We start from the raw sequence: 26,368 nt of genomic DNA on the forward strand, positions 1-26,368 counted from the left end.
GATTCTCAGAGGGCGGCAGGAGGAACGGGCACGCGGTCGATCGCCTGCGCCAGCTGTTCGAGCCACAATTCGGGGCCGTCCTCGACCAGGGTCGACGCGCTTTCGAGCACGAAGGCGCCGCGCGCGACCGCGGCGTCGCCGATCGCGAAGATCGATTTGGGCAGACTGCCCTCGACCAGCGGCAGGTCGGCGGGGTTGAGGCGCAGCATCGCCGATTCGCTGGCGTCGGCGAGCAGGTCGGCCGCCGCCTCGATCCGTCCCGCGAGCACGTCCGCGGCAATGCCCGTCTCGCCGACCAGGCGCGTCACCAGCAGCATCACCGTCTGGCGCAGCTGGCGCGCGATGCGCTCGCGGTCCAGCTGGTGCCCGTTGGCGAGCGCGGCGGCGAGTTCGACGAGCAACGCCTTGTCACGGTCGCCGCTCTCGCGCGTCGCGGCTGCTGCCGCCGCGAGCCCGTCGGCATAGCCGGCGGCATGCGCGGTCTCGATCGGGTCGATGAACGGCGTCGGCGCCGCCTCTGCGTCGAGCGGGTCCCAGCCTTCGGTGGGCCTGGTGCCGCCGTCGGCGGGGCTGAAATGCTTCGGCGTGACGGGGGCGTCGGCGCCCATCTCGCGCGCGATGCGATCCCACAGGTCGCGCGGCGTGAAGCCGGGGGCGGGAGACAGCGCGGCGGCGAGCAGATGCGGCTGCGCATCGTGTTTGGCGGCGAAGCCGGCGACGAAGCCCACGGGCGGCGTCGCGCGCGCGGCGAAGGCGTCAGACATAATCGTCGTCGCCCCCGCCCATCATGATCGTGCCGTCCTTCGCGAGGTTGCGCGCGACCGCGATCATCACCTTTTGCGCGTCGAGCACCTCGGCGAGCTTCATCGGCCCGCGCGCTTCCATCTCGTCGCGGATGCCGTCGGCGGCGCGCGCCGACATGCAGCCGAGGAAACGCTCGCGCGCGGCCTCGTCGACGCCCTTGAGCGCGCGCGACAGAATATCGCCGTCGACGTTGCGGATGAGCGTGCCGAGATTCTTGTCGTCCATGTCGAGCAGATTGTCGAAGACGAACATCGCCTCCTCGATCGCCTTGGCCACTTCCTTGTCGATCTTGAACAGCTTGGGCATGACGCGCTGCTCGGTCGCCTTGCGCGCGCCCTGCAGGATCTTCGCCGCCTCGCGCGTGCCACCCAGCGTCAGCCCGGCGGCGGTCGCGCCGCTGCGCCGGTTGGCGAGCAGCGTCTTCAGCGTCTCGATCGCATCGGGATTGATCGGGCCCAGCTTGGCGATGCGGTGCAGGATGTCGGGCTGCGACCCTTCGGGCAGCAGTTCGAGCACCTTGCCGCCGACCGTCGGGTCGAGATTGGCGATCACCACCGCGGCGATCTGCGGATGCTCCTTCTCGATCATCGAGGCGATCTCGGGCGCGTCAAGCCAGTTCAGGATTTCGAGGCCGCAGGCGGCGTCGGCGGGCGTGATGCGCGCCAGGATGCTGCCCGCCTTCTCGTCGCCGAGCGCGCGGGTCATCAGCGCCTCGACCTTCGAGCGCGGGTCGAACGATACGCCGGTACGCTCGCGCGCCTTGCCGGTGAAATCGTCGAGCACCGCCTCCATCTCCTCCTCGGAAACGTCGGCGACGTTGAGCATGGCGACGCCCAGCTCGCGCACCTCCTCGGGGTCGAGCTTCTGGAGCATCGCAGCGGCTTCTTCCTCGTCGACCAGCATCATCAGCACCGCGGCGCGTTCGACGCCGGAGAAACTGCGCGGGGCGGTGGCAAGCTCGCTCACTTGGCGTCACCCTTCATCATGTCGCGCAGCGCCAGCGCGGCGCGCGCGGGATTGTCGCGGGTGAAGCCGCGCACCGCGCCGATCCGGTCGTCGATGCTGACGCTGTCCTCGAGCTGTTCGAGGCCGACGGGATGGTGGACGGTGATGCCCTCCGCGGCGAGGGCCGCCGCGGTGCTGCCATCGGCGGCGCCGATCGGCAGCGCACCCGCCGTCTTCGCATCCTCGCGCTTCTTCATCAGACCCTTGGCGAGCGGACGCACGCCGAGCAGCAGGACGAGCAGCGCGATCAGGATCGCGGTCAGGTTGCGCGCCAGCACCGGCAGCCAGGCGTTGTCGTACCATTTGAGTGCGGCGACGTCGGTCGGATCGGCGAACTTGCGGCTGATGACGGTCACCTGGTCGGCGCGCGCCTGGTCATATCCGACCGCGCTCTTCACCAGGTCGGTGATCTGGCCGATCTCCATCGCGGTGCGCTTGCCCGTCGCGGGATCGCGCAGCAGCACGGCGACCGACAGGCGCTTGACCGTGCCGGGCGCGTTGCGCGTCACCGACACTTCCTTGCCCAGGTCATAGGCGCGCTGGAAGCTGTCGGTCTGCTTGTTGGGGTTGGGGGCGGGGCCACCCGCGACCGGCGCCGGATCGGGCGTCGCCGGCTGGCCGCTCGCGCCGTTCGCGGGCTGCGGCGTCGACAGCTGGCTGGCGGGCGGCGGCGTGTTGCTGAGCGCCCCCGGGATGCCGCCCGGCGTCGCCGGCGCGGCCGCCTGGTTGCCCGTCCAGTTGCCCGTCTCGGCGCGCAGCGCGCCGGTCTTGTCGTAGCTTTCGCGCGTCGCCTGCGTCTCGTCCAGGTTGATGTCGGCCTGTACCTCGGTGGTGAAATTGCCCGCGCCGACCAGCGGGGTCAGCAGCTGCGTCAGCTGCTGGCGCACCTTGTCCTCGGTCTGGCGCTGCACCGCGAGGCGCTTGTCGCTGTCGCTGCCCGCACCCGCGCCGCCGGGCTTGGAGAGGAGCGTGCCCATCTGGTCGACGACGGAGACGCTTTCGGGCTTCATGCCCGGCACCGACGAGGCGACGAGGTTGATGATCGACTGGACCTGCGCGTCGCTCAGCGAACGGCCGCCCTGCAGTTTCAGGATGACAGAGGCGGACGGGCTGGCATTGTCGCGCACGAACACCGATTGCTCGGGCGTCGCGAGATGGACACGCGCCTCGGCGACCGCGTCGATCTCCTCGATCGACCGCGCGATCTCCGTCTCGCGCGCCTGGCGCAGGCGTTCGCCCTCGACGGCGCGGCTGACGCCCATCGGCAACTGGTCGAGGATGGCGTAGCCACCGGGCGCCGCCTTGGGCAGGCCCTGACCCGCCAGCAGCATGCGCGCCTTGCTGTATTTGTCCTCGTCGACGGTCAGCGCGCCGGTGCCATCGTCGATATGGCTGGAGATGCCCGCCTGGGTCAGCGCGCTGGTCACGGCCTGCTTGTCGGCATCGGTGAGGTTGGTGAACAGCGTTTTCTGCGTCGGCGTGGAGAAGGTCATCCACGCGAGCGCGGCGGCGGCGATCAGGCCGACCAGCATCGCCATCGGCAGGCTGCGCCGCACCGCGGGCTGCGCGAGCACGCCCTTGATCTGGAGGAAGGGGTTGGCGAACTTTTCCGGCAGGTTGGCCGAAGGCGTCGCGGGCGTGGTGGTGAGGGCAGTGCTCATCGCGCGTTACACCGGCATGCTCATGATGTCCTTATAGGCGGACAACAGTTTATTGCGGACTTGCAGCGTGGCCTCGAAGCCGACGGACGCCTGCTGGCGGGCGAGCATCACCTTGGCGATGTCGACGGTCTCGCCGCGTTCGTAGCTTTCGGAGAGCGCGCTGGCCTTGTTCTGGCCGTCGTTGACGCTCTTCAATGCATCCTGCAGCGTGTCGGCGAAGCTCGTCGGCTTGGCCGCGCCGCCGGTCGCCTGCGCGCCGTCGACGGGGCCGCCCGAACCGGCGCGGGCCAGCGCCTGGTTGCGTTCGAGGATCTGCGCGCGCAGCGCCATGACGCGGTCGACGCCCATCGCGCCGCCGATGCCGGAGACGCCGCTCATGCCGACACCGCCATGCTAGCGGGGCGGGCGAGGTCTTCGCCCTGCTCGCGTGCCTTGGCGAGGCGGTAGCGCAGCGTGCGTTCGGAAATGCCCAGGCGGCGCGCGGTCTCGATCCGGCTGCCGCCGCACGCGGCCAGCGTCTCGCGGATCGCCTGGAATTCGCTCATCTGCACGACGTTGCCCAGGGTGGCGGGCTCGGTCGGGACGGCGGCGAGCGGCGCGGCCGGCATGCGCAGCGGCACGACCTGCGCCGCATGCGTCTGGTGGAAGGTGAAGCTGATCGGCCGGTCGAACACGATATGGCTCGCCTCGATCGTGTCGCCCGCCGCGAACAGCAACGCGCGCTGGATGACGTTTTCGAGCTCGCGGACGTTGCCCGGCCATTCGTGACGCATCAGCGTCTCGATCGCCTCCGCGGTCGGCCACGGCACGACCTGGCGGTTGCCGGCGTGGCGCAGGATCATCGTCGCGGCGAGCGCGGGAATGTCCTGCGGCCGCTCGGCGAGCGGCTTGGTCGCGAGCGGGAAGACCGACAGGCGGTAGTAGAGATCGGCGCGGAACCGGCCCGCGGCGACTTCGCCCTGCAGGTCGCGGTTGGCGCAGGCGATGACGCGCACGTCGACCGCCTGCGGCTGGCTCGCGCCGATCGGCACGACCTCGCGTTCCTGTAGCACGCGCAGCAATTTGGCCTGCAGCTGGATCGGCATCTCGGCGATCTCGTCGAGCAGGATGGTGCCGCCGTCGGCGGCGCGGAAGAAGCCCTCGCCGCCCGACGAGGCGCCGGTGAACGCGCCCTTCTGATGCCCGAACAGCAGCGCCTCGAGCATCGTCTCGGGCAATGCGGCGCAGTTGATCGCGACGAACGGGCCGTTCCTGCGGGGGGAATTGTTGTGGATCGCGCGCGCCAGCACTTCCTTGCCGGTGCCGGTCGGCCCGTTGATGAGGACGGTGATGTCCGCCTGCGCGACGCGTTCGGCGAGCGCGAGCAGCGCCAGGCTCTCGGGATCGGCGGCGGTCGGCGTCTCGGGCCCCGCCAGCAGCGCGCGGACGAAGCCGTTGCCGACCGCGGTGTCGTTGGGGCCGAAGGCGATGCGCGCCGGATTGCCGTCGACCGACGGCACGACATGGCGGCCGTCCTCGCCCAGCACGACGGTGCGCGCCGCGGCGGGCGGCACTTCGCCGTCCGCGATCAGGAACATGTCGGCCGCGCCCGGCCGGGCCGAATCGGCGGTGCCGATCGCGAAACCCTGTGCCCGCAGACTCGATACGAGTGCGTAACGGCGAGCGGAAACGGCGGCGGAAGGAAAAATCGAACGCATGCTTATCCCCCAAGGATGCAGCGTTCTTGCGGCAAGGTTGGTAAACACGCCGTTAAAGCGGCAGCCGGCCCGGCAAAATATTTCCGGGCGCGCGCGTGCCTTTGCGCGGGGTCTTATATCCACGCTCCGCACGGTTTTGCCGGATTGCCGGCGGCCGCCCCGATCGCGGCATTTTTTTCCGCTTAAGCCCGGATTTGCGCGGTCGTTATCCCCTGTGACGGCTCGGCCCTCCGCTCAGGGGGCGGCGGGAAGGCCGTAGCACAAGGAGACATCACATGACTGTCATCGGTACCAACATCGCGTCGCTGCGGGCGACCAATGCCAATGCGGCCGCGAACATGTCGCTGCAGACCTCGATGGAGCGTCTGTCGACCGGCAAGCGCATCAACTCGGCCAAGGACGATGCCGCCGGCCTCGCCATCTCGACCAACATGAATGCTCAGATCAAGGGCATGAACCAGGCGGTCCGCAACGCCAACGACGGCATCAGCATGGCGCAGACCGCTGAAGGCGCGCTGGGCGAAGTCAGCAACATGCTGCAGCGCGTCCGCGAGCTGGGCGTGCAGTCGGCTTCGGGCACCTACAGTGCCTCGGACCGCACCAACCTGCAGGCCGAAGTCACGCAGCTGACGCAGCAGATCAAGGACACGCTGACCAACACCAAGTTCAACGGTAACGCGGTGTTCGATACGTCGGCGGCCAGCACGACGCCGACGGCGACCGGCGGCCTCGCCGGCGGCACCACCACCAATATCCAGACCGGCGCCGACGCCAACCTGACGGTTGCGATCAAGATCAACAACACCAGCACGGCGAACCTCGTCACGTCGGCTACCGGTACGCTGGCGACCAACACCGCCGCCGGCACCAAGACCATGACGATGGACGACTACATTGCCGGCGCGACCGTCAACGGCACGGCGATCACCGCCGACCAGGTCGGCCAGACGCTGAACCAGACGGCGACGGACAAGCAGTTCAAGGCGGATGCCGTCCAGGGGACCAACGGTTTCCTCGCCAAGGCGACCGACCTGTCGGCCCAGCTCGACGTGACCAGCGCGACCAGCTCGACGGCGACGATCAACTTCGTCGACAAGTTCCAGTCGACGGTCAGCACGGTCCGCGCCAACCTGGGCGCCGCGCAGAACCGCCTGCAGTCGGTCGTCAACAACCTGACCACCAACGCGACCAACCTGACGGACGCAAAGAGCCGCATCGAAGACGCGGACTTCTCGACCGAGACGACCGCGCTCGCCAAGGCGCAGATCCTCAGCCAGGCGTCGACCGCGATGCTGGCGCAGGCCAACCAGTCGCAGCAGGGCGTGCTCAAGCTGCTCCAGTAATCCGGCGCGGCGCCGGCACCGCCCCCCAAGGGTTTCGGCGCCGACGGACCCGCTCTTCCCCCAAGGAGAGCCGGACACGAAACCCCGGTGGCATCCGCCACCGGGGTTTTCCCGCATTCAGGGCACTGCCGTCGCCGCGTCGCCGAACGCCGCGCGCGCTGCCAGGATCGCGCCCAGATTCGCCTCTGCCCAGCGGATCACCGGCATCATCTCGCCGACGAGGCCCCGGCCCAGCGGGGTCAGGGCATAATCGACCGCGACCGGTGACGTCGCATGCACGGTGCGCACCACCAGCCCGTCGCGTTCCAACCCCTTGAGCACCTGCGCCAGCACTTTTTGCGAGATGCCGCCGATCGCGCGGCGCAACGCGTTGAACCGGCATGCCCCGTCGGCGAGGTGGAGCAGGATCAGCATCGCCCATTTGTCGCCGATCCGGTCGAGCACCTGGCGCGTCGGGCAGGCGGGATCGCGCGCGTCGCCCGCGGGCGGCCGATCCGGTTGCGGGTCGCGTGGCGGCAAGGATGCCATGGCCGGTTTCCTTCGCGTCATCTGGTGGCGGCGCGGTGCCTTCTAGGCGGAGCGCGTCGCGGTCGCTACCTGGTATCGATCGGAAACCATCAGGGACAGGCACCATCATGCAGATCGCCGTCGTCGGCGCCACCGGGCGCGCCGGATCGTCCATCACCCGCGAACTCGCGCGTCGCGGTCATCGCGTCACCGCGCTCGCCCGCACGCCGGATGTGCTGGCCGGGATCGACGGCGTCACGCCCGTCGCGGCCGATGCGACCGACCCGCACGCGCTCGCCGCGCACCTTGCCGGGCACGATGCGGCGATCAGCGCGCTGATGTTCGTGACGATGCCGGCGGCCGTGTTGATCGACGCGGTGCGTGCCTCGGGCGTGCGGCGCTATCTCGTCGTCGGCGGGGCGGGCAGTCTGGAGGTCGCGCCGGGGGCGCGGCTGATCGACCAGCCGGGGTTTCCGGCCGAATATCGCGCGGAGGCGGAGGCCGGCGCGGCGTTCCTCGATACGCTGCGCGGTGTCGACGATCTCGACTGGACCTATCTGTCGCCCTCGGCGCTGTTCTTCGAAGGGCCGCGGACGGGCCACTTCCGTCTTGGTGGCGACCGGCTGTTGGTCGGCGACGCCGGCAGCAGCATCAGCTTTGCCGATTATGCGATCGCGATGGCCGACGAGGTCGAAACGCCCGCGCACGTCAGGCAGCGCTTTACCGTCGGCTATTGAAGGAAGCGGCGCGGCAGCGCGCAGCCGGGGCGGGCGCTCACACCTTACGGGCGAGCGCCTTCTTCAGCCTGGCGTGCGCCGCCGCCTTGATCTGGCAGACGCGCGCCGATCCGACGCCCAGCACCTGCCCGATCTCCTCGAGGTTCAGCTCCTCGACGTAATAGAGCTGGATGACCAGAGCCTCGCGTTCGGGCAGCGCGCCGATCGCGGCGATCAGCGTCTCGCGCAGGTCGCTTTCGGCCAGCTGCGCGAAGGCGTCGGGCGTGTCGTCCGCGAACCAGGGCATATCGTCCTGATAGACGTCGTCGATCGATTCGAAACGGAGCGTATCCGCGGTCGCATAGTCGGTGCGCAGCCGCTCGATAGTGACCCCCAGGTGCTGCGCGATCGCCGCCTCGCCCGGCGCATGGCCGCTGCCCTGCGCCAGCGCGGCCACCGCCTCCTGATATTGCCGCCGCCGCCGCATCGCGCCGCGCGTCGCGGTCGCCTGGCGCCGCAATTCGTCGATCATCGCGCCGCGCAGCCGCGTCTGCAGGTAGGCGCGGAACTGGCCGCCCTGTTCCGCGGCCTGGCCGACCGCCTCGACCAGCGCGACGAGGCCGATCTGCACCAGATCCTCGACATCGACGATCGTGCTCATCGACCCGTGCACGTGCCACGCGATGCGCCGCACGAGCGGCAGATACTGGCGGATCAGCGCTTCCTTCTCCGCCTCCGGCCGGCGCCGCGGCGAATAGGTCAGCGGCGGGATCAGCGCGGCGGGGGCCGGCTGTCCGTCGCGGAACGTCTGGTTCATCGGTTCCATGCTCATGCTGCCAGCGCCTGCTGCTGCGGGGCACCGATCACGGCGACGACTTCCACGGCCTTTTCCTCCGGAACTTCGAAGAACGACAGCACCGGCGTGTCGGGCAGCACGGTGCGCACCAGCTTGCGGATCGCGAGGCGGATCGCGGGCTGGACGACGAGGGCGAACGGCTTGGCCTCTGCGATCAGCGGCTGCGCCGCCTGTTGCAGCGCATCGACGATGCGGCGGCCGAGATCGGGTTCGATGACGTGGCGGCGCGAGCTGTCGGCGCGCGCGGCCTGGCCGAGCAGCCCTTCCAGCTGCCCCTCCAGCGTCATCACGCGCAAGGGTTCGCGCACGCCGCACAGTTTCTGGATGATCAGCGGGCCGAGTTCGGGCCGGATCAGCTCGATGATGTCCTCCGGGTCGGCGGCGCGCGTCGCCGCGACGCTGATCGCCTGCGCGATGCGGCGGAATTCACGAAGCGGGATGTTCTCCGCAAGCAGACCCTTCAGCACTTGCGTCAGCGTGGTCAGCGGCAGCGGGTTGGGCGTCAGCGACGCGACCAGCTGCGCCGCGCGGTCCTTCAGCCCGTCGAGCAGCGACTGCACCTCGTCGGGGCCGAGCAGGTCGGACGCATTCTGGCCGAGCAGGTGGTTGAGATGCGTCGCCATCACCGTGCCGGCATCGACGACCAGATAGCCCGCGCCCGTCGCCGCATCGGCATCGCCCGCCGGGATCCAGGTCGCGTCGAGGCCGAAGGTCGGGTCCTTCGCCTTCTTGCCGGCCAGCTCGCCATAGGCCTGGCCCGTATCGAGCGCGAGCATTTCGTCCGGCGACACTTGGTCCTCGCCGACGACGACGCCGTTGACGAGGATGCGATAGGTGAACGGCGCAAGGTTGATGTCGTCGCGTACGCGGCATTGCGGCACGACGAAGCCGAGGTCCTTCGACAGCTGGCGGCGCACCCCGGTGATGCGGCCCATCAGCGGCGCGCCGCGGCGCTCGTCGACCAGCGGCACCAGGCCGTAGCCGATGTCGAGATTGACCTGCATGCCGTCGGTGACCTCGTCCCAGCCGATCTTCGACGGATCGACGGGTTCGGCCGGCGCCTCGACCGGGATCGGCTTGGGGCGCCGTTCGATCTGGCGCAGCTTCCAGGCGGCGAAGCCCGCGATCACGGCGGCACCGAGGATGACTATATGCGGCATGCCGGGCAGGATGCCGAGCAGCGCGAGGATGGCTGCAACCGGGATCCAGGTGCGCGACGACCCGAACTGGCTGCCGATCTGGCCGGCGAGGTCGTGTTCGGAATTGACGCGCGTCACGATCGCGGCGGCGGCAATCGACAGCATCAGGCTGGGCAGCTGCGCGACGAGCGCGTCGCCGATCGCGAGCAGGATGTACGTCTTGGCGGCATCCGCCAGCCCCATGCCGTGGCTGACCGGACCCAGGATCAGGCCGCCGATGATGTTGGCGGCGAGGATCAGCATCGCGGCGACCGCGTCGCCCTTCACGAATTTCGACGAACCGTCCATCGAGCCGTAGAAATCGGCCTCGGTCGAAACCTCGACGCGGCGCGCCTTCGCCTGGTCGGGGGTAATGAGACCCGCGTTGAGATCGGCGTCGATCGCCATCTGCTTGCCGGGCAAGGCGTCGAGGGTGAAGCGTGCCGACACTTCCGACACGCGGCCCGCGCCCTTGGTCACGACGATCAGGTTGATGATCATCAGGATCGCGAAGACGAAGATGCCGACGACATAGTCGCCGCCGATCAGGAAGGTGCCAAACGCCTCGATGACATGGCCCGCCGCGCTCTCGCCCTCGTGGCCGTGAACCAGCACGATGCGCGTCGAGGCGACGTTGAGGCCGAGGCGGAAGAGCGTCGCGAACAGCAGCACGGTCGGAAACGCGCTGAAGTCGAGCGGCTTTTGCGCGTTGAGCGACACCATCAGCACCGCAAGGCTGATCGCGATGTTGGCGACGAAGAAGACGTCGAGCAGCTGCTTGGGGATGGGCACGACCATCACCAGCACGAGCAGTAGGATGGCGAGGGGCAGCGCGGCGCCGCGGCCGCCGGCGAGAAGCTTGTTCATGCCTTCAGTTCCCCAGGCTCGCGAGCATCATATAGGCGAGCCGCGCGGTGTTCGGCGTCGGGCGCAACAGGCTCTGGCCCGCGTCCGCGGTGTTGCCGGTGCCGAAGCGCGCCATCGCCTGCTTCGCCCAGTCGAGCGCGTCGGTCGCGCTTTCGTTGCCGCCGGTGACGACGGTGGCGTCGCCATCCATCTTCAGCGCCTGCGCAGCGAACGCGAGGTTGGCGGCGCGCGTCTCGTTGGCGCTGTCGCTCGCCGCGTTCAGCTTGTCGGTGAAACGCTGGTAGATCGCCGACAGCGAGCGCGGCTGGCCGTTCGATGCGTAGAAGATGCTGCGGTTGCTGCTCGCCGCGGCGGGGAACAGCGATGCGGCCGCCGCGCCGGGATTGGACGTCATCGCCGACAGGAACTTCTTGGCGCCGCCGATCCCCAGGAAATGCGCCATGTACAGATCGGTGCCGTTTGCGCTGCGGCCCAGCGTGCCTTCCAGCTCGCCCTTGTTGTCGGAGGCGTGTTCGGCGGCCATCAGGCTGGCGGCGGTGGGATCGTTGCGCAGCGCTAGGATCGCCTGGCGCGTCGCGCCGTCGCTGACGGTGTAGCGGCCGCCGGGTGTCTGGCCGATGCTGTCCGCGGCCCAGCCCATGCCGTGTTCCGCGCCATGTTTCTTGACGACCGCGAGCCAGCTCTGCTCGACGAACTGGTACAGGCCGCTCGCGGACGAGGTGCCCGCGCGCGCGCCGGCGTTCAGCCCGCTTTCGATCTTGGCCTGGCCGAGCAGATAGTCGAAATCGACGCCCGTCTTGCTGCTCGCAAGCGCGATCGCCGATTGGACTTTGCCGGCACTAATCGGATTGACGGTCATCGCGTCGAAACACACCCCTGTTGTCGGGAATGTGTTTCAGCAAGAGCCGTGCCAATTAACCTTGTTGCCGGCCACGCGGGCCGGTCAAGTCAGGCGTAGGCCTGGAAAACGCGGTTGCGGCCGCCGCTGCCGGCGTCGCCGGACAGGATTTGCAGGCGGCGGCGAACATTTGCCGCCATCAGGTTGACGTAGATGCGGCACGTCTCGTTCAGCCGGTTCGCCTCTTCGGCGAGCTCGCGGATCTCGGGGCCCGCGGGGCCGGTGCCCATCGCCGCGATCTCCTCGATCCCCGCCAGCTTGTCCGCGGTGGCGCGCTCCAGCGCGACGACGTTGTTCGTCTTCAGCGCCTCGATCTCGGCATGCAGCGCGTCGATGACGCGGATCAGGGCCTCACGCCTTTTCATTGCCGTCCCAGTTCAGCTTGAGCGCGATGAGCCGGTCGGCGATCGTCGCCGGCAGGATGGGGAAGGAACCGTTCTGGATCGCTCTGCGGATTTCCTGCACGCGGTCCGCATCCGTCGGCGCCTCGGCGGCGAGCGCCTTGGCGAGCCCGCTCAACTGCGCGCCCGGCGACGGATCGCTCTGCGCCGGCTTGGAAGCGGCATTGCCCTCCGCGGTGACGGGCTGGGGCGACGGCACGGCCGAAGGCGCGGCGACGCGCGAGACGCTTCCACTTCCATTCAGCGGCGAAGAGCCGATCAATTCCACCATGTCCGCACCTATCCGAGGTTCCTGACATGGGCATAAACGACCGATCCGAACGGGGGTTTAGGAAAAATTTATGCACGGCCCGCGCAGGCGGCGGAACGGCCGCGTCACTGTTCGTCCCACCCGGGCAGGGTGGCGCGCCCGCTGGCGATCGCGATCGCCTGCACTGGCGTGCGCGCATCGTCGACACGGACCATGAAGCGTGCACCCGGCGCGGCATCGCCGACCGCGACGCCTTCGCGGCTGATTGAAAAGCCGGGCGATCCCGCCTCGATCACCACCGGGTCGCCGCGGCGGATGACCGGATCGGCCTTCACGGCGGGGATTATCGCGGCGCGCGCGGTCGGCGGCGGCGCGTCGGCGGGGCGGATGACGGGGACGAAGATCCGCCAGTCGGGCCCGGCGCACGACACGACGACCGCGTCATGCGCCTCCGTCCGCCACGACAGCGACACCGTCGGGCAGGCGGCGAGGCGCAGCCGCGCGTCGATCGCCGTCCGCGCGCCCCCTTCCGCGCCGATCGGCCGACTGGTGAAGGCGGCGACCGCGCGGTCGAGGCCGCCGGTATCCTGGAACGCGCCGACGGCGGCGCCGGCAAGAAGGGCGAGGGCGATCATGGCTGGTCCTTGTGTTCGCCGGCGAAGGCGAGGGTGACGATCGCGGCCCGGCGACCCGGCCGGGCGGCGGTGGCGATGGTGATGCGCGGCGACAGCGGTGCCAGCGTCGCCGCGAGCGTCCGCGCGCGGTCGGCGGCAAGGATCGCCCCGCTGCCGGTCGCGGCATCGACGTCCGCCGCGCTGCCGTCGACCGACCCGGTGACGGTCAGCGCGACACGCGGATCGCGCACCGCGGTGCGCGCCCAGGCGGCGACGGCGGCGGGATCCTGCGGCAAGGCGGCCGACCCGGGGGCAAAATCGAGCATGCCCGCCGCCATCACCGGTGCCGGGGCGGCAGCGGTCGCGCCGGCGTTGCCGCCGAACTGCGCGCGCAGCGCGTCGGCGACGACATGCGGTCGATCGCTCGCCTGCAGCAACACGAAAAAGCCGACGAGCAGCAGCGCGAGATCGGCGAGCGTCACCAGCCACAGCGGCTTTCCCGCCGTGGCTTCGGGCCAGATCGGCAGCGCGGGCGCGCTCATGCGACGCTCTGCATCTGGTGGCGCGGCGTCTCGCGGCGGGCGAGCGCGACGAGCGGCGCTTCCAGCCGCGCGCGCTCGAACGCCTCGGCGCGACCCGCGGCGCGCAGCCGGTGGCAGATCGGCATCAGGATGAGATTGGCGAGCAGGGCGCCATACAGCGTCGCGAGCAGCGCGATGCCCATCGCGCTGCCGATCGCGCGCGGATCGGACAGATGCGCGAACATCGCGGCGAGCCCGACGAGCGTGCCGACCATACCCATCGCGGGTGCCGCCTCCGCCGCGCCGGACCAGACATCCGCGGCGGCGACATGGCGCTCGATCCGCACGGCGCGCGCGTGGCGCAGCTGCGCCTCGACGTCCGCGGCGGTGGCGCCGTCGACGATTGCGGCGACCGCGGCGGCGATATCAGGATCGGCGATCACCGACCGGTCGAGCGCCATCACGCCGTGGCGCCGGGCGATCCGGTCCTGCGCCGCGATCTGCGCGAGCAGCGGTTCGGCGTGGAACGCGCGGCGCGGCAGGGTGCTGAGCGCGGCGATCGCGCGCCATGCGTCGCGCGCCGGCGACCGCAGCAAGGTGGCAAGCGCGGTACCGCCGCCGACGATGGCGAGAGCGGTCGGATCGATGAACTGGGCGATCGTCATACGCGGGTTTACCATGCAAGGCGCGGGCCAATTCGATCGCTGCCGGCGCGCCAGATCGCCGCGCCGACCGGCACGACGCACCGCTTGCCGGCGCCCGGCAAGCCTTGCCGCCGACCGGCAACCGCTTGCCGCCCGGCTTGCCGCCTCGCCGTCCGGTGCGCGATTTTGCGAAAATCCGGGCGTCTCGCCCTCCTGAAATGCAAACTGGCACGGCGGTTGCTTGGGGTGTGGCAGCGCAATGGGGCGCAGGAGGCAAGGGGCCGATGGCCGCAGACAGCTTGTTCGGAATTCACGGAGCCGCGCTCGAAGTGCGCTCGCAGCGCATGGGCGTGCTCGCGTCGAACATCGCCAATGCCTCGACCCCCGGTTTCAAGGCGCGCGACATCGACTTCCAGTCGGCGCTCGCCTCGGTGGAGGGCGACACGGCGGCGCAGGGCATCGGCCAGGCGACCAAATATCGCGTGCCGCTGCAGACCTCGATGGACGGCAACACGGTCGACCTCAGCCAGGAACAGACCGCCTTCGCCGAAAATGCGATCCAGTATCAGACGACGCTGTCGTTCCTGAACGGCCGCATCAGCCAGATCACGCGCGCCTTGAAGGGAGAATGACGCATGGCGGACAATCCCATGTCGGTGTTCCAGGTGGCGGGCCGCGCGATGAGCGCGCAGCTGCTGCGCATGAACACCACCGCGTCGAACCTCGCCAATGTCGGCGGCATCGCCGGATCGGCGGACGCCGCGTACAAGACGATGAAGCCGGTGTTCCGCACCAGCTTCGATGCGGCGAACGGTCTTGCCACCGTCGACGTCGAGAAGATCGTGACCGCCGGCGATGCGCCGACCAAGCGGTACGACCCGGCCAATCCGATGGCCGACAAGGACGGCAATATCTACGAGGCCGCCGTCGATGAAACCCGCGAGCTGGTCGACATGATGGAGACCGCGCGCTCGTACCAGAACAATGTCGAGGTGATGAACACTGCAAAGCAGCTCACCATCGATACCCTCAAGCTGGGCCGCTGATCATGGCAGACACCACCACTTCCGTTACGGGCACGCAGCCGAACTACGCGGCGATGGGCATCGCCACCACCGCGTCGCAAAGCGCGCCCAAGGTTTCGACCGCGGGCACCAAGACGACGCTCGACCAGTCCGACTTCCTCGCGCTGATGACCGCGCAGCTGAAGAACCAGGATCCGCTCAGCCCCGTCGACAATACGCAGATGGTCGCCCAGATGGCGCAATTCTCGTCGGTCGCGGGCATCAGCCAGATGAACACGACGCTGAGCGGGATCGCCACCAAGCTCGGCGGGTCGAGCGCGGCGGACGCGATGAGCTACGTCGGCAAGACCGTGCTCGTCCCCGGCACCACCGCCTATCCGCGGTCCGACGGCACGCTCGACGGCGCGGTCGAGCTGGACAAGGATGCGACGCAGGTCACCGTGTCGATCGCCGACAAGAACGGCGGCACCGTCCGCCAGCTGCAGCTCGGCGCGACCAAGGCGGGCAGCGCCGACTGGAGCTGGGACGGCAACGACGAGGACGGCAACGCGGTCAAGAACGGCCCCTATACCGTCACCGTCGCCGCCGCGAACGCCAACACCGACATCACGACGCGCAGCCTCGTCTGGGCGCCGGTCGAATCCGTCTCGCTGCCGTCCAGCGGCACGCCGACGCTGAAGGTCGTGGGCGTCGGCGACATCAAGCCCACCGACGTCCGCTCGGCGACCTGATCCTCACTCCCGAAAACCCGTTCCCCACATCGTCTTCGCACTTCTCAGGAGTAACCTACCATGTCCTTCTTCACTTCGCTGTCCGGTCTTCAGGCTTCGCAGACCGACATGGCCACCATCTCGCACAACCTCGCCAACGTCTCGACCACCGGCTTCAAGAAGAGCCGCACCGAATTCGCGGACATCATCGCCTCCAGCGTGTCGACCGATCCGCGCAAGATGGTCGGCTCGGGCGTCGTCGTGAAGGGTTCGGCGCAGCAGTTCAAGGAGGGCAACCTCACCACCACGTCGAACGCGCTCGACCTTGCGCTCGTCGGCGAAGGCTTCTTCACGCTGCGTACCACGGGCGTCAGCGACGCGCTCGCCTACACCCGCAACGGCAGCTTCTCGGTCGATTCGAACAACAACGTCGTCGACGCGCAGGGTTCGTACCTGCTCGTCTATCCGGTCGACAGCGACGGCAACGTCACCTCGACCAGCCAGTCGGGCCTGACCCAGCTGCAAATCCAGCAGACCAGCGGCACGCCCAAGGGCACCGCCAACGTCTCGACCGCGGTGCAGCTGTCGGCGACCTCGACCGTCAAGACGCCCACCGCGGCCAAGCCGTTCGTGCGCACCGATCCGACGACCTATAACAACTCGGTCGCGACGCGCATCTATGATGCCAACGGCAATCCGCAGACGATGACCAGCTATTACATCCGCACCGCGGACGCCGATTCGGCAGCCACTCCGCCGACGCTCGGCACCTGGTCCGTGTACAGCTACGTCGGCGACCAGCAGCTGTCGGTGAACAACCAGATGGATGCCAACGGCAAGCCTTCGCCCGTCACGCTGACCTTCGACAGCAAGGGCGCGCTCGCCTCGGTCAACGGCAACACGAGTTCCAAGTCGATTTCCTACGACCAGTTCGTGCCGACCTCCGGCGCCGCGGCGCAGGGGGTGACGCTCAACCTCACCAATTCGACGCAGCTGCCCTCGGCCTTCTCGGTCAACGCCAAGACGCAGGACGGCGTGCCCGTCGGCCAGCTGTCGGGCGTCACCGTCACCGACGCAGGCCTGATCCAGGCGAGCTTCTCGAACGGCGACATCGTCCCGCTCGGCAAGGTCGCGCTGTCGAGCTTCTCGACGCCGACCGGCCTGCGCCAGATCGGCAACAGCTATTGGGCGGCGACCGGCGTGTCGGGTGCAGCGAAGCTGGGTTCGGCGAGCGCCGACGGCTTCGGTTCGCTGATGTCGGGCACGATCGAAGGGTCGAACGTCGACATCACCGAGGAACTGGTCAACCTGATCGCGGCGCAGCGCAACTTCCAGGCGAATGCCAAGGCGCTCGATACCGCCAGCCAGGTGTCGCAGACCATCTTCAACATCCGCAACTGATCGACGGCGGCGGCGCGGGACATACGTAAATGGACAAGTTGGTCTATACGGCGGCGACGGGGCTCAAGGCGCACATGGCGGCGCAGGCCGCGATCGCCAACAACATGGCGAACGCGTCCACCACGGGCTTTCGCGCCGACCGCGTCGTCTTCGACCGCATCCTGCTGAAGGGCGGCGGCTCGACGCTGGAGGCGCGCATGCCGACCAGCGAAGAGGTGACCGACGCGGATCGTACCCCCGGGGCGATCCAGTCGACCGGCCGCCCGCTCGACGTCGCCATCGCCGGCAACAGCGACTGGCTGGCCGTGCAGGCGGCGGACGGCAGCGAAGCCTACACCCGCCGCGGCGACATGGAGGTCGCGCCCTCGGGCGTGCTCCAGACCGGCGACGGCTTCATCGTCCAGGGGCAGGGCGGTCCGATCACGATCCCCCCGCACGACCGGCTGACGATCGCCGCCGACGGATCGATCTCGATCGTGCCGCAGGGCGGCGATCCCAAGAACCCGCAGGTGATCGACCGGCTGAAGCTGGTCAGCACCAAGGGCGCCGACACGGTGAAGGGGCTCGACAACCTGCTGCGCGTGCGCGGCGGCGGCACTTTGCCCGCCAATCTCGACGCGAAGGTCCAGGGCGGCGCGCTCGAAAGCTCCAACGTCAACATGACGCAGGCGCTGGTCGACATGATCGAGAACCAGCGCAGCTACGAGGTCCAGGCCAACCTCATGAAATCGGCCAAGGACATGGACGAGAGCAGCACCTCCGTCATGCGCCTGCCGAGCTAAGGGAAAAAGAGCATGTCATCTGCAGCCATGCATATCGCGCGTACCGGGCTCGACGCCCAGGACACGCGCATGCGCGTCATCTCGAACAACCTCGCCAACGTCTCGACGACGGGGTTCAAGAAGGATCGCGCCGCGTTCGAAACGCTCGCCTATCAGACGATCACCGCGCCGGGCGCCGCGTCGACCGCGGACACCAAATATGCGACCGGCCTCAACCTCGGCACCGGTGTGCGCGTCCAGGGGACGGCGCGCATCGACACGCAGGGGGCACTGCAGCAGACGGGCAACAGCCTCGACCTCGCGCTCGACGGCGATGGTTATTTCCAGGTCAAGCTGCCCGGCGGCCAGGAAGGCTATACCCGCGCGGGCAATTTCTCGCGCAGCCCCGAAGGCCTGCTGGTGACGTCGGAGGGTTATGAGGTCCAGCCCGGCATCACCATTCCGCCCAATGCCACCAGCATCACGATCGGCACCGACGGCACCGTCACCGCGCAGCTGCCCGGGCAGACGACGGGCACCAACATCGGCCAGATCCAGGTCGCAAGCTTTCCCAATCCCACCGGCTTGCAGTCGACGGGCGACAATTACCTGCGCGAAACCGCCTCGTCAGGCGCGCCCAACATGGGCATCCCGGGCCAGGACGGGCGCGGCAACGTCCGCCAGGGCAATCTGGAGTCATCCAACGTCAACGTCGTCGAGGAACTCGTCGACATGATCGAGACGCAGCGCGCCTACGAGGTCAATTCGAAGATGATCTCGGCGACCGACGAGATGCTCAAGACTGTCAACCAGAACCTTTGATCGGCACCAGACCCATGGCTTCCCGCGCACCCACTCCCTTTCGTTTCGGCGCCCACTGGGTCGAGATCGCGCTCGCCGCGGCATCGGGCCTGCTCGTCATCGCCGCCCTGTCCCCGGGAGAGGCGCATGCCGGCCTGTTCGGCAAGAAGGCGCCGCCGGAGGATTTCAGCGTCACGCGTGCGCCGGTCGCGGCGCCCGTCGCGGTCCCGGCGAACGGCGCGATCTTCCAGGCGGGCGACGGCTATGCCGCGCTGTATGAGGGGTGGCGCGCGCGCAAGGTCGGCGATCCGCTCACCATCGTCCTCGTCGAACGCACCGCGGCGTCGAAATCGGCGAGCTCGAAGCTCGATTCGCAGGGCGCGGGCGGCATCACGCCGCCGACCACGGGCCTGCTCAACCTGTTCAAGGGCACCGATGCCTCGATGAGCGGCAACCGCAGCTTCGACGGCAAGGGCGCGGCGGACCAGGCCAATTCGCTGTCGGGCGAGATTTCGGTGACGGTGGCGCAGGTCTATCCCAACGGCACGATGATGGTGCAGGGGCAAAAGCGCGTCACGCTCAACCGCGGCGACGAATTCGTCCGCATCAAGGGATTGGTCCGCACCGCCGACATCGACGCCGACAACCGCGTCCTGTCGACGCGCGTCGCCGACGCGCAGATCGCCTACACCGGCAAGGGCGACGTCGCGCGCGCCAGCCGGCAAGGCTGGCTCAGCCGCTTCTTCTCCGTCATCAGCCCGTTCTGATGCATTTTCGCCCGATGGTTAGCGGTTCGGTAACCATGTCGGCGGCAGGATCGCAATCATGACCATCCGAGCGCTCTTCCTCAGCCTGGCGATGCTGCTGTTCGCAGCGAGCCCCGCCCATGCCGACCGGATCAAGGATCTGGGCGGGTTCCAGGGCATCCGTGCCAACCAGCTGACGGGATACGGCGTCGTCGTCGGCCTGCCGGGCACGGGCGACGACAATCTGGAATATACCGTCCAGTCGCTCAAGGCCGTCGCCTCGCGCTTCGGGCTGCAGCTGCCGCCGGGCGTCAATCCGGGCATGAAGAACGCCGCGGTGGTGATGGTCACCGCCGAACTGCCGCCCTTCGCCAAGCCCGGCCAGCGGCTCGACATCACCGTCGCCTCGATGGGCAAGGCGAAGTCCTTGCGCGGCGGCAGCCTGGTGCTGACGCCGCTGCTCGGCGCGGACGGCCAGATCTATGCGATGGCGCAGGGCAATCTCGCGGTCGGCGGCCTCGGCGCGGAGGGCGCGGACGGGTCGAAGATCGTCGTCAACGTCCCCTCCGTCGGCCGCATTCCCGAAGGCGCGAGCGTCGAACGCACCGTCGCCACCGGCTTCGACACCGCGCCGCGGCTGACCTTCAACCTGCAGCGCGCCGATTTCACGACCGCGCAGAACGTCGCCGCCGCGATCAACAAGACGCTCGGTTTCGGCACCGCGGAGGCGATCGACGCCGTATCTGTCGCGGTGCGCGCGCCGCCGGGGGCGGACGTGCGCGCCGCACTGATGTCGACGATCGAGAACCTCGACGTCGTCGCCGCAGAGCCGCCCGCAAAAGTAATCGTAAATGCGCGCACCGGAACGGTCGTTATATCCTCTGCGGTCAGGGTGGGTCCTGCCGCGGTGACGCACGGCAAGCTGACCGTGCGCATCGACGAGAACCAGAAGATCAGCCAGCCCGCGCCGTTCAGCCAGGGCCAGACCGCGGTGCAGCAACGCTCCAACATCGCGGTCGAGGAGGAGAAGAAGCCGATGTTCCTGCTCGCGCCCGGACCCAAACTCGCCGATGTGGTGAAGGCGGTCAACGCGATCGGTGCGTCGCCGGCGGACCTCGTCGCGATCCTCGAGGCGCTGAAGGAAGCCGGCAGCCTCAAGGCGGAGCTGATCGTCCTGTGAGCGACGCGATCCCCTCGACGAGCGCGATCCAGCCGACCGGCATCCAGTCGACCGCAGGCGGCCTGTCGACCGACACGTCGCGCCTGAAGAGCGCCGACAATCTCAAGAAGGCGGGCGAGAAGTTCGAGGCGGTGTTCACCGGCATGATGCTGAAGAGCATGCGGCAGACGCACCTGGCCGAACCCCTGTTCGATTCGAAGGCGATCGACACCTTCCGGGACATGCAGGACCAGCGGCTCGCGCAGACGATGGCCGAACATGCGCCGATGGGGATCGGCAAGGCGATGACCGCCTTTCTCGCCAAGGGGCAGGCCAATCTGGCGTCGCAAGCGGATGTTAACACATCCGTGGCAGACCCGCCGGCATCATGAGCGACCTGCTCAGCATCGGCGCCTCCGGCGTCCGCGCCTATCAGACGGCGCTATCCACCGTCGGCGAGAATATCGCCAACGTGGGATCGGCCGGCTATACCCGCCGCGCCGTCCAGATGAACGAGGTGCCGGGCGGCAGCGGCTCGGTGAACCAATATGGCGCCGGCAACGGCGTCGTGCTGACCGGGATCGTGCGCGCGGGCGACAATTACGCCGCCGCCTCGCTGCGCGCGTCCACCTCCGATCTCAACCGCACGACCAACGGCGCCAGCTGGCTCGACCAGATCGACGGCGCGCTGACCGGCAATTCGCTGACGTCGCGCGTCACCAGCTTCTTCGCCGCCTCGCAGTCGCTCGCCGCCGAGCCCGGCTCGACCGCGCTGCGCACCACCATGCTGAGCGCCGCGGGTTCGGCGGCGATCGCCTTCACCGCGACGGGGCAGGCGCTCGACCAGGTCGGCACGAACCTCGATATCGCGGGCAACCAGGCGGCGACCGGGCTCACCTCGCTCGGCGTGTCGCTCGCCAGCATCAACGAAGGTCTCGGCCGGGCCGCGCCGGGCAGCACCGCCGCCGCCCAGCTGATGGACCAGCGCGACCAGATCCTGACCCAGATGAGCGGGATCGTCGATCTCAACGCCACGTTCGATTCGATCGGGCGCACGACGGTGACGCTCGCCGGCTCGACCGGCACGCCGTTCGTCAAGGGCAACCAGACCGGCACCGTCGCCTACAGCCGCGATGCCAACGGCCAGGCAAGCTTTTCCTACACCGTCAACGGCGCCGAAACCGCCTTGTCGCCGAGCGGCGGCACGATGGGCGGCATCGTCGACGGCGCGCAGCGCGTCGCCGCCAATCGCGCGCAGCTGAACGGCATCGCGACAGATTTCGCCAATACGGTGAACGCCAACCAGCTTGCCGGCCAGGACCTCGCCGGCGCGACCGGCACCGCGATGTTCACGGTCGGCACGGCGCCCACCGACCTTTCCGTCGCGTTGACCAGCGGCAGCCAGATCGCCGCCGCCGCGCCCGGTGGCGGCGCGCGCGACGCAACCAACCTCGCCAATCTCGAAACCGCGCGCCAGTCCAAGGGCTTCGAGGCGTCGCTCGCCGGCCAGATCACCGACAATGCCACCGCGCTCAAGCAGAAGAACACGATCGCCGCTGCGCAGACGTCGATCCTCAGCGGCGCCCAGACCGCGCTGTCGAGCGCGAGCGGCGTCAACCTCGATTCCGAGGCTGTCGACCTGATGCGGTTCCAGCAGGCCTATTCGGCCTCCAGCCGGATCATCCAGGTCGCGCGCGAAACCATGCAATCCATCCTCGATATCCGGTAGGGCGCGCGATGCAGATCTCCACCAGCCTGTTCTACGATACGGCCGCGTCGCGGATGAACCAGATGAGTCAGCGCGCCTCGGTGCTGCAGACGCAGATCGCGACCGGCAAGAAGATGCAGCAGGCGTCGGACGACCCCGATGCCGCCGCGCAGCTCGCCGAGCTGGACCGCAAGGATGCCGACGCCGCGGTCTACGGCAAAAACCTGACGCTCGCCGGCTCATTGCTCGACCAGGCGAGCGGCGTCATCGGCCAGATCAACACGCAGCTGACGCAGGCGCTGCAGCTAACCACGCAGGCGGGTAACGGCACGCAGACCGATGCGACGCGCAAGTCGATCGGCGTCGAATTGCAGTCGATCGTCGGCGCGATCGTCGGCCTCGCCAACACCACCAACGTGCGCGGCCAGCCGCTGTTCGGCACGCCCGGCGGCACGCAGGCGGTCACCGCCAATGCCGACGGCAGCTACGCCTATGCGACGACCAACGTGTCGGAGGTACCGATCGCGGACGGGCAGACGGTGCAGGCGACCGAGAGCGCGTCGCGACTGTTCAATCTGGGCGGCGGCAAGGATACGCTGTCGATGCTGAGCAACCTCGCCGCCGCGCTCCAGGCCGGCGGCGATGTCAGCGGGGCGGTGAACGGCGCGCTCACCGATCTCAAGGCCGGGATCGACCAGGTCGCCAACGTCCAGGCCTCGGTCGGCGCGCGCGGCGCGCGCATCGACCTCCAGCAGCAATTGCTCAGCACCGCGAATACCGACCGTGCCGACCTGCGCCAGAAGCTCGATTCGGTCGACACCACTTCGGCGATCGTCGAGCTGCAACAGATGATGACCGCGCTTTCGGCGACGCAGGCGAGCTTCAGCAAGCTCTCCAACCTCTCGCTGTTCGACTATCTCAAGTAACGTGCGTCCCTGCGGGCGCGCGGTGACCATCCTCGCACGGGTTTCCCGCGGGGGCGGCGTTTATATGTCCGCATCATGGGCATGGCGCAGCGAGGCGTCCGCCGAAGCGCGATGGCTTGGTAACCGTTTGTCTAGGAAATGCGGTTAACCCGATGTGATGCATACCGGCACGGGCCGGTCATTCGGGGGTAGCCCACAGTGTTTCCAGCGATCGGTCTCGTCGTCCTTCTCGGCATGGTGTTCGGCGGCTTCGCCATCACCGGCGGCGCTCTTGGCCCGGTGTTCGAGGCGATCCCGCACGAAATGCTCATCATCGGCGGCGCCGCCGCGGGCGCGCTCATCATCGGCAATTCCGGCGCCGAGCTGAAGGCGATGGGCAGCGGCCTCGCCAAGGTGTTCAAGGGTCCCAAGTACAAGAAGCAGGATTATCTCGACGTCATCTTCCTCGTCAGCAAGCTGATGAAGATGTTGCGCATGGACGGGCCGATCGCGCTCGAACCGCATGTCGAGGATCCGAAATCCTCGTCGGTGTTCGCCGAATATCCCCGCCTGCTGGCCGATCATACGCTCGTCAACCTGATCGCCGACACGTTGCGCCTCGTCGTCGTGTCGAGCGGGACGCTCGACGTCCACGCGGTCGAGGAGGTGATGGATCACGCGATCAAGACGCACCACCACGAGGTCGAGGGGCCGGAGCATACGCTGACCAGCCTCGCCGATTCGCTGCCCGCGCTCGGCATCGTCGCGGCGGTGCTCGGCATCGTGAAGACGATGGGCTCGATCGACAAGCCGCCCGCGATCCTGGGCGGCATGATCGGCTCGGCGCTCGTCGGCACGTTCATGGGCGTGCTGCTCGCCTACGGCATCGTCAATCCGCTCGCCACCCGGCTGAAACAGGTGATCCATGCGGACGCCGCCATCTATCACGTGGTGAAGCAGATCATCATCGCCTCGCTCCACGGCCATCCGCAGCCGCTCGTCATCGAGGCGGCGCGCAGCGGCATCGCGCACAAGAACCAGCCCGGCTTCGCCGAGGTGTTCGACGGTCTGCGCGGCAAGTGATGCGCATGGTTTGTCAGAGTTCGGCTGGCGCCGAGCGGGCCGGTGCTGCACCGCGACCAGAGGGAGCCGCATAAATGGCCCGCGCAGCCCCGCACGGCAACAACCAGCCGCCCAAGGTCATCATCGTCAAGAAGATCGTCGGCGAGGGTGGCGGCGGCCATCACGGCGGCGCGTGGAAGGTTGCCTATGCCGATTTCGTGACCGCGATGATGGCGTTCTTCCTGCTGCTCTGGCTGCTCGGTGCGACGACGGAGAAGCAGCGTAAGGGCATCGCCGACTATTTCGCGCCGACGATCATCGACAAGAAGGTGCTCGGCCTCGGCGGCAGCGGCGTGCTGGGCGGCGAATCGATCCTCAGCAACAACAAGCTGGGGCCGAAGGCGGCGGCGGCGCCGATCGCGTCGATCGGCGTGCCGATCGCCAATGCGGGTGGCGAGCGCAGCGGCACCGGCGACAAGGGCTCGCTGCGCAACCCCAACGCCCGGGCAGAGGACCAGAAGGCGTTCGAGGCGATCAAGCGCCAGATCGAGGCGGCGCTGAAAGGCTCGCAGAGCCTGGCGCAGCTTGCCAGCCACATCCGCTTCGTGCCGACGCAGGACGGGTTGCGCATCGATCTCGTCGACGATGCCGATTATTCGATGTTCGCGATGGGCACGACGATGCTCGACGCCAAGGCATCGGACCTGATCGGCATGATCGCCAGGTCGATCGCGGGAACGCCCAATACGATCATGATCCGCGGCCATACCGACAGCGTGCCGTATGGCGACCCGCGCGCGATGAACAACTGGATGCTCTCGTCAGGGCGGGCGGAGGCGACGCGCCGCCGGCTGGCGCTGGGCGGTATTCCCGAACAACGGTTCGAACGGATCGAAGGCGTCGCGGACCGCGAACCGATCATCGCCAACGATCCCTATGACGCGCGCAACCGCCGCGTCGCGATCACGCTGCTGTATCGTAAGGGCGCGTTCGGCCAGTGACGCGCGCGGCGCGGCGCGTCGCGGATGCGACGCTGCGGGCTACGAAAAAGGGGGCCTCTTCCTGGTGGAAGGGGCCCCCTATTTCGTCTCCTCGACGACGTCGCCTTAGCCTTCGACGTCGCGTTACGCTTCGGCGTCGGCCGCCTTGCGGCCGCGGCGCGCGGCGCCTTCGCCGGGACGCTCGCCGGGCTTGCGGCCCAGGCCGATCTTCTTCGCCATCGCGCGGCGGCTTTCCGAATAGTTTTCGGACACCATCGGATAATCCGACTTCAGGCCATAACGCTCGCGATACTCTTCGGGCGACAGGCCGTGCGTCGCGAGGTGGCGGCGCAAGGTCTTGTACGGCTTACCGTCGATCATCGAGATGATGTAATCCTTGGACGCCAAGGATTTGCGCACCGACACCGCGGGCGTATATTCGGTCGCGACAGGTGTGTCGGCGGTGGGCTCGGTCGCGCCAAGCAGACCGCGCACGGTATCGTGCATCTTGCCGAGGAACGCGGGGACCTCGTCGGCGCTGGTGCGAGTGTTGGGATTGCCGAGCCAAGCAATCGTCAGCTCGGTTGCTAGCTCTACGGCGTTCAGGCCGGTGGTTTCGTCAGTCATCGTTTGCTCCTTTGACCAAAGAGCAGCCGTACGCGGCCAAGTGGTCGCGTCAAGCGATAACTATGGCTCGACTGATCGATTTCATGGAAAATGGTGCCCAGAAGAAGGCAAAGCCGGGCACTCAGATCAGTCGGAAATCGCAATCAGTCGCCGGTAACCTCGCCCTCATGGTCCGGCAGCTTCTGTCGGACGCGTTGGTTGCGGACGTCCTTCAGCACGTCCTCCATCTCGAACAGCAACGCACGACCCTGGTCCGTCTTCCCGTTCGCGTCGTCCTGGTCGGCCGCGAATAACTCCTGGGCGCGTACGGCTAGGTCCATAAGCGACGCATAGCGCTCCTCGCCCAGCTTCTTGCGCACGACCTCGAACCCACTGGTGAGCGTGTGGAACTCGCTGTCGATCTTGCGATCGGGGAAGTCGCCAAGGGAGTCCACGAACGTCGGAGCGAATAGGATCATCGATCCTAGCAGATCGTAGATCTCACTTAGCGAGCAAGGGATGTAAGGCTTTGGATTGAAGTA

General features: G+C 68.3%; 31 protein-coding genes. 15 read left to right on the top strand and 16 right to left on the bottom strand.

Annotated features, from left to right (window positions below; all coding sequences use genetic code 11):
- Window positions 1-5: 5 nt before the first annotated feature.
- The 5 genes from DM480_RS07165 to DM480_RS07185 are packed head-to-tail and all read right to left on the bottom strand — an operon-like array spanning window position 6 to window position 5,167.
- A complete protein-coding gene (locus tag DM480_RS07165; protein WP_115378218.1) occupies window positions 6-764 on the bottom strand; it encodes a FliH/SctL family protein in 759 nt (252 codons plus the stop codon).
- On the bottom strand, window positions 757-1,770 hold the full coding sequence (gene fliG, locus DM480_RS07170) for a flagellar motor switch protein FliG (protein ID WP_115378219.1): 1,014 nt from the start codon (window positions 1,768-1,770) through the stop codon (window positions 757-759). Before fliG ends, DM480_RS07165 begins: the two co-directional genes overlap by 8 nt.
- Complete coding sequence (gene fliF / locus DM480_RS07175) at window positions 1,767-3,470, bottom strand: flagellar basal-body MS-ring/collar protein FliF (RefSeq protein ID WP_115378220.1); 1,704 nt, start codon at window positions 3,468-3,470, stop codon at window positions 1,767-1,769. The genes fliG and fliF overlap by 4 nt, the downstream gene beginning before the upstream one ends.
- Window positions 3,471-3,476: 6 nt before the next feature.
- Window positions 3,477-3,848, bottom strand: a complete 372-nt coding sequence (gene fliE / locus DM480_RS07180; RefSeq protein WP_115378221.1) for a flagellar hook-basal body complex protein FliE — start codon at window positions 3,846-3,848, stop codon at window positions 3,477-3,479.
- The gene (locus tag DM480_RS07185) at window positions 3,845-5,167 is read right to left on the bottom strand and encodes a sigma-54 interaction domain-containing protein (protein WP_115378222.1); all 1,323 of its coding nucleotides are present in this window, start codon (window positions 5,165-5,167) and stop codon (window positions 3,845-3,847) included. The genes fliE and DM480_RS07185 overlap by 4 nt, the downstream gene beginning before the upstream one ends.
- Window positions 5,168-5,442: 275 nt before the next feature.
- Between DM480_RS07185 and DM480_RS07190 the strand changes: the two genes are divergently transcribed.
- Window positions 5,443-6,510 carry a flagellin N-terminal helical domain-containing protein gene (locus tag DM480_RS07190; protein ID WP_115378223.1) on the top strand — a complete coding sequence of 356 codons (1,068 nt, stop codon included), beginning with the start codon at window positions 5,443-5,445 and terminating at the stop codon, window positions 6,508-6,510.
- A 117-nt stretch (window positions 6,511-6,627) separates the two neighbouring features.
- Here DM480_RS07190 and DM480_RS07195 read toward each other — a convergent pair whose 3' ends face one another.
- A complete protein-coding gene (locus DM480_RS07195) occupies window positions 6,628-7,038 on the bottom strand; it encodes a winged helix-turn-helix transcriptional regulator (protein WP_115378224.1) in 411 nt (136 codons plus the stop codon).
- Between the two features lie 107 nt (window positions 7,039-7,145).
- On the opposite strand from DM480_RS07195, the gene DM480_RS07200 reads away from it, so the two are divergent.
- A complete protein-coding gene (locus DM480_RS07200) occupies window positions 7,146-7,754 on the top strand; it encodes an NAD(P)-dependent oxidoreductase (protein ID WP_115378225.1) in 609 nt (202 codons plus the stop codon).
- 37 nt (window positions 7,755-7,791) lie between these two features.
- On the opposite strand, the gene DM480_RS07205 is transcribed toward DM480_RS07200, so the two are convergent.
- The 8 genes from DM480_RS07205 to DM480_RS07240 form a co-directional block, all read right to left on the bottom strand.
- Window positions 7,792-8,565, bottom strand: coding sequence for a sigma-70 family RNA polymerase sigma factor (locus DM480_RS07205; RefSeq protein WP_115378226.1), 774 nt, complete (start codon window positions 8,563-8,565; stop codon window positions 7,792-7,794).
- Complete coding sequence (flhA, locus tag DM480_RS07210) at window positions 8,562-10,634, bottom strand: flagellar biosynthesis protein FlhA (RefSeq protein ID WP_115378227.1); 2,073 nt, start codon at window positions 10,632-10,634, stop codon at window positions 8,562-8,564. Before flhA ends, DM480_RS07205 begins: the two co-directional genes overlap by 4 nt.
- Before the next feature lie 4 nt (window positions 10,635-10,638).
- On the bottom strand, window positions 10,639-11,493 hold the full coding sequence (locus DM480_RS07215) for a lytic transglycosylase domain-containing protein (protein ID WP_115378228.1): 855 nt from the start codon (window positions 11,491-11,493) through the stop codon (window positions 10,639-10,641).
- 89 nt (window positions 11,494-11,582) lie between these two features.
- A complete protein-coding gene (locus tag DM480_RS07220) occupies window positions 11,583-11,897 on the bottom strand; it encodes a flagellar protein FlgN (RefSeq protein WP_115378229.1) in 315 nt (104 codons plus the stop codon).
- Window positions 11,884-12,204, bottom strand: a complete 321-nt coding sequence (gene flgM / locus DM480_RS07225) for a flagellar biosynthesis anti-sigma factor FlgM (protein ID WP_115378230.1) — start codon at window positions 12,202-12,204, stop codon at window positions 11,884-11,886. Before flgM ends, DM480_RS07220 begins: the two co-directional genes overlap by 14 nt.
- Window positions 12,205-12,308: 104 nt before the next feature.
- The gene (locus DM480_RS07230) at window positions 12,309-12,818 is read right to left on the bottom strand and encodes a flagella basal body P-ring formation protein FlgA (RefSeq protein WP_115378231.1); all 510 of its coding nucleotides are present in this window, start codon (window positions 12,816-12,818) and stop codon (window positions 12,309-12,311) included.
- A complete protein-coding gene (locus tag DM480_RS07235) occupies window positions 12,815-13,339 on the bottom strand; it encodes a hypothetical protein (RefSeq protein WP_232834157.1) in 525 nt (174 codons plus the stop codon). Before DM480_RS07235 ends, DM480_RS07230 begins: the two co-directional genes overlap by 4 nt.
- Window positions 13,336-13,983, bottom strand: a complete 648-nt coding sequence (locus DM480_RS07240) for a motility protein A (RefSeq protein ID WP_115378232.1) — start codon at window positions 13,981-13,983, stop codon at window positions 13,336-13,338. Before DM480_RS07240 ends, DM480_RS07235 begins: the two co-directional genes overlap by 4 nt.
- 263 nt (window positions 13,984-14,246) lie before the next feature.
- On the opposite strand from DM480_RS07240, the gene flgB reads away from it, so the two are divergent.
- The 13 genes from flgB to DM480_RS07305 all read left to right on the top strand — a co-directional run bounded on the left by flgB (window position 14,247) and on the right by DM480_RS07305 (window position 25,241).
- A complete protein-coding gene (gene flgB / locus DM480_RS07245) occupies window positions 14,247-14,594 on the top strand; it encodes a flagellar basal body rod protein FlgB (RefSeq protein ID WP_115378233.1) in 348 nt (115 codons plus the stop codon).
- Window positions 14,595-14,597: 3 nt separating this feature from the next.
- Window positions 14,598-15,008, top strand: coding sequence for a flagellar basal body rod protein FlgC (gene flgC, locus DM480_RS07250; RefSeq protein WP_115378234.1), 411 nt, complete (start codon window positions 14,598-14,600; stop codon window positions 15,006-15,008).
- Window positions 15,009-15,010: 2 nt separating this feature from the next.
- Window positions 15,011-15,718 carry a flagellar hook assembly protein FlgD gene (locus DM480_RS07255; RefSeq protein ID WP_115378235.1) on the top strand — a complete coding sequence of 236 codons (708 nt, stop codon included), beginning with the start codon at window positions 15,011-15,013 and terminating at the stop codon, window positions 15,716-15,718.
- A 60-nt stretch (window positions 15,719-15,778) separates the two neighbouring features.
- Window positions 15,779-17,098, top strand: a complete 1,320-nt coding sequence (locus DM480_RS07260; RefSeq protein ID WP_115378236.1) for a flagellar hook protein FlgE — start codon at window positions 15,779-15,781, stop codon at window positions 17,096-17,098.
- A 29-nt stretch (window positions 17,099-17,127) separates the two neighbouring features.
- A complete protein-coding gene (locus DM480_RS07265; protein ID WP_115378237.1) occupies window positions 17,128-17,880 on the top strand; it encodes a flagellar basal body rod protein FlgF in 753 nt (250 codons plus the stop codon).
- 12 nt (window positions 17,881-17,892) lie between these two features.
- The gene (gene flgG / locus DM480_RS07270) at window positions 17,893-18,681 is read left to right on the top strand and encodes a flagellar basal-body rod protein FlgG (protein WP_115378238.1); all 789 of its coding nucleotides are present in this window, start codon (window positions 17,893-17,895) and stop codon (window positions 18,679-18,681) included.
- Window positions 18,682-18,695: 14 nt separating this feature from the next.
- Window positions 18,696-19,427: a flagellar basal body L-ring protein FlgH gene (locus DM480_RS07275; protein ID WP_115378239.1), complete on the top strand. Its 732-nt coding sequence runs from the start codon at window positions 18,696-18,698 to the stop codon at window positions 19,425-19,427.
- A 58-nt stretch (window positions 19,428-19,485) separates the two neighbouring features.
- The gene (locus tag DM480_RS07280) at window positions 19,486-20,586 is read left to right on the top strand and encodes a flagellar basal body P-ring protein FlgI (protein ID WP_115378240.1); all 1,101 of its coding nucleotides are present in this window, start codon (window positions 19,486-19,488) and stop codon (window positions 20,584-20,586) included.
- Window positions 20,583-20,957 (top strand): rod-binding protein, encoded by a 375-nt coding sequence (locus DM480_RS07285; RefSeq protein WP_232834158.1) that lies wholly within the window; start codon window positions 20,583-20,585, stop codon window positions 20,955-20,957. The genes DM480_RS07280 and DM480_RS07285 overlap by 4 nt, the downstream gene beginning before the upstream one ends.
- Complete coding sequence (flgK, locus tag DM480_RS07290; protein ID WP_115378241.1) at window positions 20,954-22,294, top strand: flagellar hook-associated protein FlgK; 1,341 nt, start codon at window positions 20,954-20,956, stop codon at window positions 22,292-22,294. The genes DM480_RS07285 and flgK overlap by 4 nt, the downstream gene beginning before the upstream one ends.
- Before the next feature lie 8 nt (window positions 22,295-22,302).
- Entirely contained in the window at window positions 22,303-23,199 is an 897-nt protein-coding gene (locus DM480_RS07295; protein ID WP_115378242.1) for a flagellin N-terminal helical domain-containing protein, read from the top strand.
- A gap of 198 nt (window positions 23,200-23,397) precedes the next feature.
- Window positions 23,398-24,261, top strand: coding sequence for a flagellar motor stator protein MotA (motA, locus tag DM480_RS07300; protein ID WP_115378243.1), 864 nt, complete (start codon window positions 23,398-23,400; stop codon window positions 24,259-24,261).
- A 74-nt stretch (window positions 24,262-24,335) separates the two neighbouring features.
- Window positions 24,336-25,241, top strand: coding sequence for a flagellar motor protein MotB (locus DM480_RS07305; RefSeq protein WP_115378244.1), 906 nt, complete (start codon window positions 24,336-24,338; stop codon window positions 25,239-25,241).
- Window positions 25,242-25,364: 123 nt separating this feature from the next.
- On the opposite strand, the gene DM480_RS07310 is transcribed toward DM480_RS07305, so the two are convergent.
- On the bottom strand, window positions 25,365-25,847 hold the full coding sequence (locus DM480_RS07310; RefSeq protein WP_115378245.1) for a MucR family transcriptional regulator: 483 nt from the start codon (window positions 25,845-25,847) through the stop codon (window positions 25,365-25,367).
- 143 nt (window positions 25,848-25,990) lie between these two features.
- Window positions 25,991-26,305, bottom strand: a complete 315-nt coding sequence (locus tag DM480_RS07315) for a hypothetical protein (protein WP_232834159.1) — start codon at window positions 26,303-26,305, stop codon at window positions 25,991-25,993.
- Window positions 26,306-26,368: the final 63 nt, after the last annotated feature.

The organism is Sphingomonas sp. FARSPH (genome assembly GCF_003355005.1).
GTDB lineage: Bacteria > Pseudomonadota > Alphaproteobacteria > Sphingomonadales > Sphingomonadaceae > Sphingomonas.

Bases quoted from the DNA above. Each gene is read 5' to 3' on its own strand.
- DM480_RS07165 (WP_115378218.1), bottom strand. From the start codon at position 764: ATGTCTGACGCCTTCGCCGCGCGCGCGACGCCGCCCGTGGGCTTCGTC.
- fliF (WP_115378220.1), bottom strand. From the start codon at position 3,470: ATGAGCACTGCCCTCACCACCACGCCCGCGACGCCTTCGGCCAACCTG.
- fliE (WP_115378221.1), bottom strand. From the start codon at position 3,848: ATGAGCGGCGTCTCCGGCATCGGCGGCGCGATGGGCGTCGACCGCGTC.
- DM480_RS07185 (WP_115378222.1), bottom strand. From the start codon at position 5,167: ATGCGTTCGATTTTTCCTTCCGCCGCCGTTTCCGCTCGCCGTTACGCA.
- DM480_RS07190 (WP_115378223.1), top strand. From the start codon at position 5,443: ATGACTGTCATCGGTACCAACATCGCGTCGCTGCGGGCGACCAATGCC.
- DM480_RS07195 (WP_115378224.1), bottom strand. From the start codon at position 7,038: ATGGCATCCTTGCCGCCACGCGACCCGCAACCGGATCGGCCGCCCGCG.
- DM480_RS07200 (WP_115378225.1), top strand. From the start codon at position 7,146: ATGCAGATCGCCGTCGTCGGCGCCACCGGGCGCGCCGGATCGTCCATC.
- DM480_RS07205 (WP_115378226.1), bottom strand. From the start codon at position 8,565: ATGAGCATGGAACCGATGAACCAGACGTTCCGCGACGGACAGCCGGCC.
- flhA (WP_115378227.1), bottom strand. From the start codon at position 10,634: ATGAACAAGCTTCTCGCCGGCGGCCGCGGCGCCGCGCTGCCCCTCGCC.
- DM480_RS07215 (WP_115378228.1), bottom strand. From the start codon at position 11,493: ATGACCGTCAATCCGATTAGTGCCGGCAAAGTCCAATCGGCGATCGCG.
- DM480_RS07220 (WP_115378229.1), bottom strand. From the start codon at position 11,897: ATGAAAAGGCGTGAGGCCCTGATCCGCGTCATCGACGCGCTGCATGCC.
- flgM (WP_115378230.1), bottom strand. From the start codon at position 12,204: ATGGTGGAATTGATCGGCTCTTCGCCGCTGAATGGAAGTGGAAGCGTC.
- DM480_RS07230 (WP_115378231.1), bottom strand. From the start codon at position 12,818: ATGATCGCCCTCGCCCTTCTTGCCGGCGCCGCCGTCGGCGCGTTCCAG.
- DM480_RS07235 (WP_232834157.1), bottom strand. From the start codon at position 13,339: ATGAGCGCGCCCGCGCTGCCGATCTGGCCCGAAGCCACGGCGGGAAAG.
- DM480_RS07240 (WP_115378232.1), bottom strand. From the start codon at position 13,983: ATGACGATCGCCCAGTTCATCGATCCGACCGCTCTCGCCATCGTCGGC.
- flgB (WP_115378233.1), top strand. From the start codon at position 14,247: ATGGCCGCAGACAGCTTGTTCGGAATTCACGGAGCCGCGCTCGAAGTG.
- flgC (WP_115378234.1), top strand. From the start codon at position 14,598: ATGGCGGACAATCCCATGTCGGTGTTCCAGGTGGCGGGCCGCGCGATG.
- DM480_RS07255 (WP_115378235.1), top strand. From the start codon at position 15,011: ATGGCAGACACCACCACTTCCGTTACGGGCACGCAGCCGAACTACGCG.
- DM480_RS07260 (WP_115378236.1), top strand. From the start codon at position 15,779: ATGTCCTTCTTCACTTCGCTGTCCGGTCTTCAGGCTTCGCAGACCGAC.
- DM480_RS07265 (WP_115378237.1), top strand. From the start codon at position 17,128: ATGGACAAGTTGGTCTATACGGCGGCGACGGGGCTCAAGGCGCACATG.
- flgG (WP_115378238.1), top strand. From the start codon at position 17,893: ATGTCATCTGCAGCCATGCATATCGCGCGTACCGGGCTCGACGCCCAG.
- DM480_RS07275 (WP_115378239.1), top strand. From the start codon at position 18,696: ATGGCTTCCCGCGCACCCACTCCCTTTCGTTTCGGCGCCCACTGGGTC.
- DM480_RS07280 (WP_115378240.1), top strand. From the start codon at position 19,486: ATGACCATCCGAGCGCTCTTCCTCAGCCTGGCGATGCTGCTGTTCGCA.
- flgK (WP_115378241.1), top strand. From the start codon at position 20,954: ATGAGCGACCTGCTCAGCATCGGCGCCTCCGGCGTCCGCGCCTATCAG.
- DM480_RS07295 (WP_115378242.1), top strand. From the start codon at position 22,303: ATGCAGATCTCCACCAGCCTGTTCTACGATACGGCCGCGTCGCGGATG.
- DM480_RS07305 (WP_115378244.1), top strand. From the start codon at position 24,336: ATGGCCCGCGCAGCCCCGCACGGCAACAACCAGCCGCCCAAGGTCATC.
- DM480_RS07310 (WP_115378245.1), bottom strand. From the start codon at position 25,847: ATGACTGACGAAACCACCGGCCTGAACGCCGTAGAGCTAGCAACCGAG.
- DM480_RS07315 (WP_232834159.1), bottom strand. From the start codon at position 26,305: ATGATCCTATTCGCTCCGACGTTCGTGGACTCCCTTGGCGACTTCCCC.